Source organism: Zoogloea sp. GDB6 (assembly GCF_056724105.1).
This window is the reverse complement of record NZ_CM161497.1, coordinates 4,856,136-4,868,621: the sequence shown is the minus strand read 5'-3', so window position 1 is coordinate 4,868,621 and position 12,486 is coordinate 4,856,136. Positions and strand designations below refer to the sequence as shown.

Genomic DNA, 12,486 nt, shown 5'->3' with positions numbered 1-12,486 from the left:
TCAGTGGCGCTGGCGTGCCGCGATGAGGGGCGCCAGCAACTCCACCGTGCGTGCGGTGGCGCCCCGGTGGGCGCGGGCAAAGGCGCGCCCGGCCTCGCCGATGGCCTGACGGCGCGGCGCGTCGTCGAGGAGTTCGACGGCATCCCGTAGACCGGCTTCGATGTCAGTCGCGCGCAGCGCGGCACCGGCCTCGATGGCCTGCTCGCAGACCGCCGTGAAGTTGAAGGTGTGCGGGCCGACGATCACGGGGCAGCCGACAACACTGGCTTCGATGGGGTTCTGCCCGCCAAGCTTTTCCCACGAACCGCCGATCAGCGCCACGTCGGCGGCGGCGTAATACGCATACATCTCGCCCATCGAATCGCCGAGCCACACGCGGGTGTCGGCGGCCAGCGGCGTGTCTTCCGAGCGGCGCTGCATCGTGAGGCCGCTGCGTTTGATCAGGCGGGCCACCTCGTCGAAGCGTTGCGGATGGCGGGGTACGATCACCAGCAATGCGTCCGGCGGTGTCAGCCGCGCGAAGGCTTCCAGCAGCGGGCCTTCCTCGCCGTCGCGGGTGCTGGCGGCGAGCAGCACGCGGCGCTGGCCGAAGCCGGCGCGGAAGCGCTGGCCCAGTTCCAGCAGGGCCGCCGGGGCCTCGATGTCGAACTTGATGTTGCCGGTGACCGCCGCGGTGGCGGCGCCGAGCTCGGCCAGCCGGCGGCGGTCGCCCTCGCTCTGGGCGCCCACCCTGGTGAGGTGGGCGAAGGCGTCGCTGGCCAGCCGGCCGATGCGCCGGTAGCCGCGGGCGGAGCGTTCCGACAGGCGCGCGTTGACCATCGCCAGCGGCGTGCCGCTGCGCCGGCAGGCTTCCACCAGGTTGGGCCACAGTTCGGTTTCCATCAGGATGCCGACGTCCGGGTGGTAGCGGCGCAGGAAACGCCGTACCGCCCACGGGAAGTCATAGGGCAGGTATACGCTCTGCACCCGCGGCGCAAGTTCGCCAAACAGCTCGGTGGCGGTGGCACGGCCGGTGGGCGTCATGTGGGTCAGCAGCACACCGTGTTCCGGGTAGGCGTCGAGCAGGGCGCGCAGCAAAGGCGCGCAGGCTCGGGTCTCGCCGACCGACACCGCGTGCAGCCAGATCAGAGGCCCGGCGGTGCGCGTGCGGTAGCTGCCGATGCGCTCGCCCAGGTGATGCAGGTACTCGGGTTGGCGGCGTGCACGCCAGGCCAGGCGCAGCACGATCAGCGGTGCGGCCAGGTACCAGGCGGCGGTGTACAGGAAGCGAGGGATCAAGGGGCGCAAGGGTGGTGCGGAGGCGGCAGTATAAAGTCGTAGCGGAAAGCACGGATAGGGCCGAGCGCCGATTTACCCTGTCATTGGGCCGTGCGAAAATGCCAGTCTCTTGGCCGGTTTATTCGCGCGTCGTTTTTTCTGCGCAGGCCGAACCCGCTTTCAACTACCCAGGCGTTTCCGCAACCATGAAAATCCTCGTAACCGGTGCCGCAGGTTTCATCGGCATGCATACCTCCCAGGTTTTGCTGGGCCGTGGCGATCAGGTCGTCGGCATCGACAACCTCAACGACTACTACGACGTCCAACTCAAGCACGACCGCTTGGCCCGCCTCACGCCCCACGAGAACTTCCGTTTCGTGAAGATGGACGTGGCCGACCGGGAAGGCATGGAGAAGCTGTTCGCCGAAGAGAAATTCGACCGCGTCATCCATCTGGCGGCCCAGGCCGGCGTGCGCTACTCGCTGGTCAATCCCCACGCCTACGTGGAGAGCAACCTGGTCGGCTTCATGAATATCCTCGAAGGCTGTCGCCATAACAAGGTGCAGCATCTGGTGTATGCCAGCAGTTCCAGTGTGTATGGCGGCAACACCAAGATGCCATTCTCCGAGCATGACAGTGTGGATCACCCGGTCAGCATCTACGCCGCCACCAAGAAGGCCAACGAATTGATGGCCCACACCTACAGCCATCTGTACGGCCTGCCCACCACCGGGCTGCGCTTCTTCACGGTGTATGGCCCGTGGGGCCGGCCCGACATGGCCCTGTTCCTGTTCACCAAGGCCATCCTCGAAGGCCGCGCCATCGACGTGTTCAACCACGGCAAGATGAAGCGCGACTTCACCTACATCGACGACATCGTGCAGGGCGTCATCAAGACCCTCGACCACACCGCTGCTGCCGACCCGGCCTATAACGCCGACCAGCCCGACCCGGGCCGTAGCAACGTGCCTTACCGGGTCTTTAATATCGGTAACAACGATCCGGTAGAACTGATGGCATTTATCGAAGCGATCGAAGCTGCCGTCGGCGTGAAGGCTGAGAAGAACTTCCTGCCGCTGCAGGACGGCGACGTACCGGCGACCTACGCCAATACGGACGAACTCAACGCCTGGACCGGTTTCGTGCCGGCAACGCCGGTGGCGCAGGGCGTCGGCCGCTTCGTGGAGTGGTACCGGTCTTATTTCGGTCTTTAACTGCAGGCGGGCGTCGGTGCATATCGACCCCCGAGTTGGAGGGGCTCGACTTACCTCGCGGCAATAGGATCTATATGTGCCAAATTACCAAAAAAGTGCAGCTTTATTCCCTGCCCTATTGGGATATAAAAAAATGATGCTTCGTTTCCCCAAGTTCTAGTTGTGTGTGATAATCACGAGGGATGTTGTGTTTGTGCAACACGTCGGCTTCCGTGTGTTTTGCTTCCTGGAGTAGCTTGACACACAGGTTGGGGCACGGATACCTTGCGTCCAACCCTGATACTGAAGATGGTTGAGGGTTGTATCTTTGCAGCGGATTCACTAATTGAGGAGAATTTCATGGCTGTCGCTGATTACATCAGTACTGTTCAAAAGATTTATATTGCATTTTATCAGCGGCCCGCTGATCCTGCAGGTCTGACCTACTGGGCGCAGCAATTGGATGCTGCACACGGGAACGTTGCTTCGATCATCAATAGCTTCGCAACGTCCGCTGAAACCACGGCTCTCTATGGGCCGATCAATAACACCACCATTGGCAGTGTCATTGACAGCATTTACCAAGCGCTTTTTAATCGGGCTCCGGATGCTGCTGGTAAGCAGTTCTACGTGGATGGCTTCGCGAAAGGTGATTTCACCGCTGGCTCGATCGCCCTTGCTGTTCTGAACGGCGCCCGGAATGACGACCAAACCGCTATCAACAACAAGGTGGCGGTTGCTCAGGCTTTTGCTGCAGCCCTTGATACTCCTGTTGAAGTCGCTGCCTACGCCGGCGATGCCGCTGCTCAAACCGCCCGCGACCTGCTCGCTTCGGTGGTTTCGACCACGAATCCCGCGACCTTCTACGGTGTCGATAACGCCATTCAGCAAATCGTCAATGGCTCGGTCGAGCATGTCTTCACGCTGAAGAACGTCGATGTCGCATATGTTCCCCCGACCACGGCCATTTACTGGGGCTACAACCCCCACGACAACACCAGCGCCACTGGTGCTCCGGCTGATGGCGGTATCCCGGTTGCCGATCTGCTCAAGTTCCTGACCAGCATCACCGGCCTGACCTTCGCCGAACTGGGTGTTATCGATCCGAATACCGGTAATCCGTTCCAGAACGTCACCAACCTGACGTTGAGCAACCCCCTGAGCTCCACCGGCGGTCAAAACGCCAATAACGGTGGTTCCAACCAGCTGACCATCACCTACGCCGATGGCACGACGCTGACCACCGAAGCCAAGCTTGGTACCGAGTACTTCGATTTCCTGAATGGCCTGCTGTTCGACAAGAATGGCAATACTCGTCTTTTCGAGAAGGTCATTTCCTCGGGTTCCAGCGGCGAAAGCGCTCCGGCGATCAAGCTGACCGGCTCCGTCAACAACGGCGGCACCGTGGAGCAAGGCTTCACCACCGCTGGCGATGACACCATCGTTGCGGGCCGTCTGGATCTGCTGCACGGCGCGTACATTGATGGCGGCGCTGGCTACAACATCCTTGAAGTCGATGCCAAGGGCCAGTACGCACAACCGCTGCAACTCCTGAACATCCAGGAAGTCCGCGTTAACGATCTGCCGAACTTCTACACCGACGCGAGCGGCGTCGACCACTACCCGGATCTGACCAACCAGCTGGATCCGACCAACAACGACAGCTGGCTCGACCTGAGCCGCGCCACCGCGATCAAGCGTCTGGTCGTGACGGACGAGAGCGCCAACAGCGGCAACCTGACCATCGTTGGTGTCCGCAATGCGGCCACCCTGCGCCTGGAAGGTGGTTTTGCTGGTGGTGACAACGACCTGACCGTGCAATACGGTCAAGGCCAGACCGGTACGCTCAACCTCGAGCTGGCTGTCGGCACTGTTGATGGCACCATCAACCTGCTGCAAAACGCCTCGGTGTTGAACATCGACTCCCAAGGCGTCGAAAACTACCTGAACCACTTCTTCGCGGGTGGCAACATCAGCCGCATGATCGTGACCGGTACGGGCGTTTTCGGTGCTGCTGGCAATATCGCCTCGAGCTTCAATGCTGGCCGCCCCGCCATCATCGATGCCAGCGCCAACACCGGCGGTCTGGACATCGAACTCGACGGCCACTACAACCTGAAGGTCACTGGTACCCAGGCTGATGACGAAATCATCGCCCGTAACAGCACCAAGGTTGTCATCGCCGCCGGTAATGGCGACAACACCATCACGACCGATGGTAGCCAAACCGTCAGCATCACCGCGGGTACCGGTGCTGACACCATCTCTGCGAAGAACGGCCAGACCGTCGTGATCGATGCGCAGGGTGGCAACAACGTCATCGACGCCAGCCAAGACGTCAATAGCAGCCACTTCGGTACGGCGAGTGTCTCCATCACCACCGGCAGCGGCAATGACGTCATCACCGCGGTCCGTAACGATGTGGTGACCATCAATGCGGGTGACGGCGCCAACAAGATCGAAGCCAGCGCCAACACCATCAACATCACCACCGGTGCCGGCAACGACAAGCTCGTGCTCTCCGGCATGGACACCGTGTTCCCGCAAGGTGACAACACCGACACCGATAACTACCCGGTGGTCATCAACGGCGTTACCCAACCGGGCGCGCTGCTGAACATCGATGTCGGTGGCGGCAACAACACCATCGTCCTCGGCCGCGATCCGTTCGGCGTTGATACCGGTGCTCAATTCGGCATCACCGCGCTGGAAGGTTCCAGCATCACGGGTTCGAACATCTCCCTGTTCGTCGAGAACAACAGCAACCTGACTCAGGCGACGCTGACCGGCATCACCAACGTGACGCTGAAGCAAGAACTGACCATCACTGCTGCCCAGTTCTCCAGCATCGGTGCTGCTGCGTTCAACGTGTACCACGCCGCCTTCGGTGCGACCGAAGACCTGCACATCGTTGTGAGCAGCGACACCACGCTGAGCAGTCTGGTCGACCTGACCAAGCTCAGCACCAACGTGCGTCTGAGCTTCGAACTGCACAACGGCGCCACGCTGACCCTGTCGGCTGAAGAGCTGTCCAAGTACGTGGCTGTCAATGGCATCCATGCCGACGACGGCCTGAATGGCAAGGTCGTGATCACCAGCGCGGGCGAGAATTTCGATCCGTTCAGCAGCGGTGACAGCTACCAAGTGATTACCGGCGGCACGGTTGCGGGCGGTTCGCTCGACAACCTCGGCGTCAATGTCACGATCGTGCGTACCGCCGATGGTTACGAGCGTCCGGCTCCCGCCACCTCGACGGACACCCTGACCATCGACTCCGACGGGACCCCGGTCGTCGGCTCTGCTGTCATCAGCGAAGCCCAGACCCTGAAGATCGTTGGCGGCCAGAACCTCACCTTCAACAAGGTTGTGGATCTGGGCGGCGAAGCCGCGCTCAAGGGTGCGGATAACGTCTTTGGTCAAACCATCAACGGTGTGACTCAAACCACGCCGAACGGTACGACCATCGTTGCTACCGGTGACCTCTCGCCCGAAAGCGATGGTTTCAAGGTCGATTTCTCCGCGCTGACCGGCACCCTGACCGGCCTGACCCTGGATCACTTCCAGGACGTCAAGCAGATCGTCGGTAACAACACCGGCACCCGCATCGATGTCAAGCTCAACGCCGACGTCGGCGCTCCGGGCGTTGGCAAGGGTCTGAACACCAGCGGTGTGGCCGAGTACGTCGTCACCTCGATCGACACCAACCAGGATGGTGCCAAGGATTCTGGCAGCACCGTCATCGTCAACCTGTGCGACCTGACCAAGGACGTCACCACCATCGGTCTGCAAGGGAACGTCGGCAACACCCTGAAGATCACCGGTGTGCCTTGGGGCGTCGTTGCTCCGCACATCCTGCTGGAAGGCGATCATCTCGCCAACTGGAGCGATGAAATCAAGGCCAACGGCAACCCGGATACGTCCAACATCGGTACCGTTGAAGTTGATTACTTCAACGCAGGTGCGCCGGCAATCATCGACATCAACAATGGTGGCGTGGCCCTGGGCACGACCTCCACGGGTGGCGAGCGCAAGTTTGCGATCGATGGCATCAAGCTGCTGAACGCTGTCTCCGCAACGGTCAATGTGACCGACGGCGACGCCGTGATCGCATCCATCGCTGATGTGGCCGTCACGCCGACCCTGAAGACCTTGACCGTCACCGCGACCGAAGACGTCACCGTGACTGCAGAACTGCCCGATTCGCTGAACAAGATCGACGCTTCTGCCGTGACCGGTGTCTTCACCGCGACCATCGACCATTCCGAGGTTGCTCACCCCGTCGACTTCACCTTCGTGGGCGGCGCGGGTGGCACGGTGCTGACGCTGGACGAGGTCGTTGCCGGTACCCAAACCTCCATCGACGGCGGCCCGCTGGGCGCTACGCTGAAGGTTTCCGACCATGTCGAACTCGACAACGCTACGCTGGCCAACGTCACCCACGTGGTTCTGGCGAATGGTGCTGATCTCTCCCTGAACTTCACCGAGTTCGCGGCCATCGGCGCTGCCAATATCACCGTCGTCGAGGGAACCTTTGATCTCCCCCACCCGGCTGGCACGCTGAACCTCGTTGGTCTGAGCAACCAGCCGTTCTCTGTGACCAACCTGACCACCGGTGTTAACCTCGGCACCGTGACCCTGGCGACCGACGCTGTCGTGACCCTGGATCCCGCTACCGATCTGACCGGTGTGGATGGTCTGGTTCTGCACAAGGATCAGGTGCTGAACCTGACTGCAGCCCAGTATCAGGAACTGGTGAAGAGCAACCCCCTCGCGCTCTCTCTCATCACGGTTGACGGCGGCCAGAAGGCTACGGTCAACATCACCGACCTGACCCAGGCGGATGTGGCCAAGGGCTTCGACACCAGCCTTATCGCTAGCCAGATCAACCTCAGCCTGACCCTGGCTGAAGATGTCAACTTCCCGCTCGACCAGACCGTCCCGGTTGCCAAGGTTCTGACCAACCTGACCGGTGTGGACACCATCAACGTCGGTGACAACCTGACCCTCGGCCTGCCGCACGTCGAAGACGCCAGCGGTGTGAAGATCGTCGGCGGCACCAGCAGCACCGTGGTGATCCACGATGCGACTCTGGGCCTGACCACCAGCATCGATGCCTCCGGCTTCGATGTGGACAGCCTGCAAGTGCTGAACACGCTGGTGGGTGGTTCCAACATCGACGGGATCTTCGCAGGCCTGCCGGCACGTGTGATCAAGACGGTCACCAACGGCGAAGGCAACGTCCTCGAAGTCGACCAGACGGTCAATGTCACGGCGGGTACCACCGTGCCGGGCGGCCTGGATGTCTTCAAGACCGAAAACAACGTCGAAGTGCAGAATCTGACGGTCAATCTGCTGGGCGGTGCCGACGTTAGCGGTGATCTGGGCATTGCTTCCGTGTCCAAGGACCCGCTGCTGCACACCCACCTGAAGAGCCTGACGATCAACTCGTCCGGTACGGCTGCCAACATCCTGTCCGGCAAGACCACCAACATCATCGCGGGTGACATCGATCCGTTCGCTGGTCTGGGTACTGTCGATAACAACCTGCTGAACGTCACCATCAACGCCACCCAGGCGCTGCAAGTTGGCGGCAGCATCAAGTTCTCGTCGGTTGTCGGCGACGATGCGGTCACCGGTAACGATGACTACCAAGCCACCGCCACCCTGAATGTCACTGGCTCCGCCGATGTGACGATTCAGCACTTGGACGTGACGGATACCGAAGTCAGCACGCTGGCCATCAACACCACCAGCACGGGTACGCTGACGGTGACGGGTGGTTCCGCCGCCATTCTGGGCGAGACCAATGGTCCGTTCGGAGCGGGTCCGGTGACCAATCACTTTGACAAACTGGTGTTCTCCGGCACCGGTAATGTTGTGCTGGGTGATACCGACACCGCCACGCCGCAGTTCGGTCTCGAAGCCGACAATCTGTCCAAGATCGACGCTTCGGCCCTGTCCGGTAACCTGAACCTGGGCCAGATCACGGATATCGATTCCGAGAACTTCGCCTTCATCTCCGGTACCGGCGTTACCAAGCTGACGCTGACCAACGACGTCCTGGACAAGATCGAGACCACCGATACCGGCTGGAGCTTCGACCTGACCAAGGCTGCGGCGGGTAGCGAACTGCACCTCGGTTCCTCCACTGCGGCGATTCCGCTGAACTTCCAGGGCGGTGCGCTGAATATCGCGCTCGGTGCCAATGCGACCCTCTACATCGATGGTCCTCTGCCTAGCTCCACGGTTGATCTGACCGCGCTGGACAGCGTTTCCATCACCGGTGCGAAGTCCATCGTGCTGGCGGCGGGTGTTCACCTGGTCCTGACGGCTGCCGAAGCCAACGGTCTGCACATCGTTGCCGATCCGAGCATCGTTCTCGACAAGAACGCTGCCGGCTACGACTCAACCAAGGTGCCGTCCGTCAATATCATCAACCTGGATACGGCTGCCACCGATCTCAGCGGCATCGATTCCCACATCGCGGGTACGGTCACGCTGAAGGAAGCTGCGAACCCCACCTACGCTCACCAGGCGGATGTGACTCTCGCGGCAGCAACCGATCTGGGCGCCTTCTCGGTGACCCTGAACGACGTCGACTCCCTCGTGGGTACTGACAATGAGATGGCTGGCCAGACCATCCGCTTCGCTACGGCGACGCAGGCCCAGCGCAAGATCATCGTCGTCGGTGCAGATAGCGATGCCGGTACTCCTTGGACTGGCGCGGGTGATGGCTCTCTCGAGCGCGACACCAACGTGGTGTGGAACTTCAACACCATCAACACCGCCAACGGCAAGATCGACACCAGCGGCTACGCTGCGTCGCTGGGCCGTGTGTGGGTGAATGACGCACTGGTCAATGGCAAGAACGTCGAGGACATCTTCTCCAGTCCGAGCGCGGTTCAAGCCAACCCGACCGAGGGCATCATCAACCTGAACAGCACCACGATCATCCGTGTTGCCAACACCGCCGATCTGAGCACCTTCACGACCAACGTGAACGTGAATCGTACGGTGGAAGTCGATGCCTTCACTTCGCTGCCGGCTGGCCTGGTCTTCAACAACGCCGACAAGCTGGTGGGCGTGAAGAACCTGACCCTGGATCTGGGCGGTGCAGTGACGCTGGGTGCCATCTCCGTGGATGACATCGTTGCGGCGAATATCGCCAACAACAACAGCTTCGGCACGCTGACCATCAACTCCAAGCTGGCTACGGAGTTGACCGATACTTACTTGCTGCCGCAAGGTTTCGATCCGCTGAAGAATAGCTACCCGACCGCGCACAACGTGGTGGGTGACATCTCCAGCGGTGCGAGCCGTGGCGAGCTGACCAGCGTCGTGCTCAACGCGACCGGTGTGGAGCTGGATACGGGTACCGTCAAGTTCAACGAAACGACGAACACGACGACCAACCCGACGAAGAACTCGATTGCCGGTTTGGTGGTGCAAGGTAGCAAGGACGTGACGGTCAAGTCGGTGGATGCGACCGATACCGACCTGACCACCGTGGGGGTCATCAATGCGGGTACTGCTGATCTGACCGTGACGGGTGCCAGCCCGGCCGTTCAGTTGGGTACTGCTGTGGAAACGCTGGTTGTTGGCGTTGCCGCTGGTGGTTCGAGCGTTACGCTGGGCAAGGTGGACGCCACGACTGGTGCCGTCATCAACGCCGGTGTTGCGGGCCAAGAAGTGAGCTTCATCACGACGGGTATTGTTGGCGACCCTGGTACCGTCAGTACTGTGGATCTGGGCACCCTGGCTCAAATCGACAGCACCAACGATGACCGCAACCATAATGGTGTCACCACCGATGCCGGTGAGGAGGCCTTCAAGCTGACCGCGGGTAGTGGCGTCATAACGAAGGCCAAGGTTGGTGCAGCAAACGGCCTGACTCCGACGCTGAACGCGCATAGCGAGTGGGTGTTCGACTACTCCAGCGCAGCGGTTGGCAGCTCCCTGACGCTGACCTCCACGGCCAGCCTGCAGCAGTACTCCACCCTTGACCTGATCAACGTGCCGTTGATCATCGACGGGGCGGTGGATCTGAGCCAGCTGATCGACGATGCTTCGACTGCTTCCGTCACGGAAGGTCTGAAGGTTGCGGGTACCACCAGCATCACGGTTCTCGCCGGTGCAACCCTGACCCTGACGGCCGCTCAGGCACATGTCCTTGATGTGGCTGGTGTGCAGATCTACGGTGCCGGTACGCTGAAGCTGACGGGCGATGCGTCCAACCTCACCCTGGGTGCCAACCTCCACACGGCATCGGTGGATATCTCCGGCGTGACCCTGGTCGCGGCTCCGGCGGTGGGTGCGGATGCGGACAACAAGGTCGATCTGACCGCGCTGGCCGGCTCCAAGCTGACTGCTGCTGATCCTGCATTCCTGCCCCAGACCATCGTCGGCTCGCCGAGCGATGATCTGATCACCACCACGGCCAATGGTGCCAACGTGATCTCCGGTAATGGCGGCAACGACACGATCGATGTCTCCGGTACCGATCACAAGAACACCATCAACGTGACGTCGGGTACGGATGCTGTTGTTGGCGTCCAGACCGGTGATGTGCTGGTTGTGTCTTCCGGTGCAACGGCTAACGTCACCGCCAGTGGCCCCTTCATTGCCACTGCCGCCACGTCGAATAACGGCACCGCGACCATCACGGGGACGGCTGTCGATGTGAGCCACGCCACGGGTTCCAACGGCTTCACCGTGCTTGGTACCGGCCTTGCCCCCAGCACCTTGATCGGCAGCGCTCAGGCTGACGTCATCAACGGCGGTAACAAGGGCTATCTCGGCGGTTTCGATACTCTGACTGGTAGCGGTGGTGCGGATACGTTCGTGTTCGACGTCCATACCTCCACGCCGGCCACGTTGTCGACGGCTGCGGCTCCGGCTCCGGTTGCTGCGGTGGATCAGGAAACCATCACCATCAACACCGATGGGGTGAACAGCACTCCGACCACTGCGAGCCTGACGATCAACTACACGGTCAATTCGACGATTGCAGCAGTAGTGATCGACTTGGCCCATGTGGATCTGACCAGCAAGCAGGCTGTGACTACTGCGATCGCAACCGCTCTGGATGCGATTCCGGGTGTGGATGCCAAGGCCGAGCAGGTTGGCGGTATTTGGCAGGTGACGGCGCAAGGAACGGCTGGCGGTAAGTTCGACATTAATAACGCATTGGTTCCGGTCGGTATTGATGCCGCTGGTTTGACGTTCAACGCCGTTGATACGGCCACCGGAGATGTTCTACAGCAGGATCACGTTGCGATTTCGGGTCCGGCCAATGCGATCGGCGAGGTCTACAACATCACGGCGACGCTGGCTGATGGCACCACGATCGTTGCGAACTATGCGGCAGCATTGGTTGACACGATTGCTCCGGGCGCGTTGAGTCTTGACATCGCAGCCAAGTTCAACACCCTGGCGGCTGGTAAGATCCTGGCTACTGGTAACATTATTACCGGCGGGATTGACTTCGTTGATCAGAGCGCCAACGACGGCGGTTACACGCTGAGCTTCAGCTCGACGGGCGCTGTCGATGGTTCCGGTGCATCGAAGTTCCAGAATGGTCCGAGTGCGTATATCGATGCGCTTGACCTCTATCAGAGCGCTGATATCGTCACCGACTTCACCAGCGGTACGGATCACCTCAAGCTGAATGTGGCGGCGGGTACCAGTGCCAACTACAAGGAAGCGGCGGCTGCTACCGACATCAGCACTGCGTTGATCAATGCGAATTTGAACTTCGCGGCTGGCGCCGGTACGGTCCAGTACTACCTGGGTTGGGTCACTGCTCACGCAGTGGATAACACCACTTCCGGCACCACGATCAAGGAAGGCGATACCGTTGGTGTGCTGTTCGTCGATTCCAACAAGGATGGTACGGCCGATATGGCTGTCCGCCTGGTCGGGGTTGATGCCACCAAGCTTGATCACGCGGATATCGTTGCCTAAGCAGGCGTGCTAACGGACTGGACCCGATATACAGTCGGGTCCAGTCAAAAAATACAACCCTCGGGTCTCACAA

3 protein-coding genes are annotated in these 12,486 nt (G+C 60.8%); 2 read left to right on the top strand and 1 reads right to left on the bottom strand.

The genetic code is table 11. The features are described 5' to 3' along the window. Window positions 1–1,278 carry a lipid IV(A) 3-deoxy-D-manno-octulosonic acid transferase gene (gene waaA, locus AC1PQG_RS22210; RefSeq protein WP_481123046.1) on the bottom strand — a complete coding sequence of 426 codons (1,278 nt, stop codon included), beginning with the start codon at window positions 1,276–1,278 and terminating at the stop codon, window positions 1–3. A gap of 185 nt (window positions 1,279–1,463) precedes the next feature. Between waaA and AC1PQG_RS22205 the strand changes: the two genes are divergently transcribed. Both AC1PQG_RS22205 and AC1PQG_RS22200 read left to right on the top strand, forming a co-directional pair. Then, the gene (locus tag AC1PQG_RS22205; RefSeq protein WP_481119910.1) at window positions 1,464–2,471 is read left to right on the top strand and encodes an NAD-dependent epimerase; all 1,008 of its coding nucleotides are present in this window, start codon (window positions 1,464–1,466) and stop codon (window positions 2,469–2,471) included. Between the two features lie 339 nt (window positions 2,472–2,810). Then, window positions 2,811–12,413, top strand: coding sequence for a DUF4214 domain-containing protein (locus AC1PQG_RS22200; RefSeq protein WP_481119909.1), 9,603 nt, complete (start codon window positions 2,811–2,813; stop codon window positions 12,411–12,413). The last annotated feature ends 73 nt before the right edge of the window (window positions 12,414–12,486 follow it).